Origin of the sequence: Hydrogenobaculum sp. (assembly GCF_049967395.1) — a bacterium.
Classification (GTDB): Bacteria; Aquificota; Aquificia; order Aquificales; family Aquificaceae; genus Hydrogenobaculum.
Map to the genome: position 1 here is coordinate 1 of NZ_JBMFST010000132.1, position 556 is coordinate 556.

Consider the following 556-nt stretch of genomic DNA (forward strand, 5'->3'; position numbering starts at 1 on the left):
TAAAAATAAGTCGTGGATCTCCTTATTTACCTCTAATAAAGAATTAGAAAGGGGTGTTGTAATCTTTCTTATTACTTCATTTATCTGGTCTTCTTCTATCCATGGATTTATTTTCATTAAAGACTCTTTTAAAATATCTTCAAGAATTACATCTCTAAAGCTTTCTCTAAATTTAATGCTTTCTCCGTAAACAGGTTCTAAAGAAGAGTTAAAAGACAATATTTCTATAGCTTCTTCTGGATTATCTTTATTCTGTCTGTAGATTTTCCAACCAAGTCTTTGAAGCTGTGAGAGAAATTTATTTTCAACATAATGCTCCTCATCCAATTTCATCTTTGCTTTCCTCCTCAATTAGATGATTAACCCTGACTTTGCCTGTAAGCAGATCCTCCATAAGTCCCTTTTTAATACCTTCAAGCTTTTCTTTATAAGCTTTTTCTTTTTCTATAACTTCATCTATTTGGGATAAAATTGTGGCTATACGTTCTTGTTCGGGAAGTGGGGGGAGAGGCAACTTAATTTTATTTACAACATTTCGATTCAAACTTGGTACACC

General features: G+C 32.2%; 2 protein-coding genes. Both read right to left on the bottom strand.

Going from position 1 to position 556, the window contains the following annotated elements; translation table 11 throughout:
- A partial coding sequence (locus ACP5S8_RS08535) for a type I restriction endonuclease (protein WP_461876509.1) occupies nucleotides 1–333 on the bottom strand: 333 nt, incomplete at its 3' end.
- Nucleotides 320–556, bottom strand: a 237-nt coding sequence (locus ACP5S8_RS08540) for a restriction endonuclease subunit S (RefSeq protein ID WP_461876510.1), incomplete at its 5' end; no start/stop codon positions are given. The genes ACP5S8_RS08535 and ACP5S8_RS08540, both read right to left, overlap by 14 nt.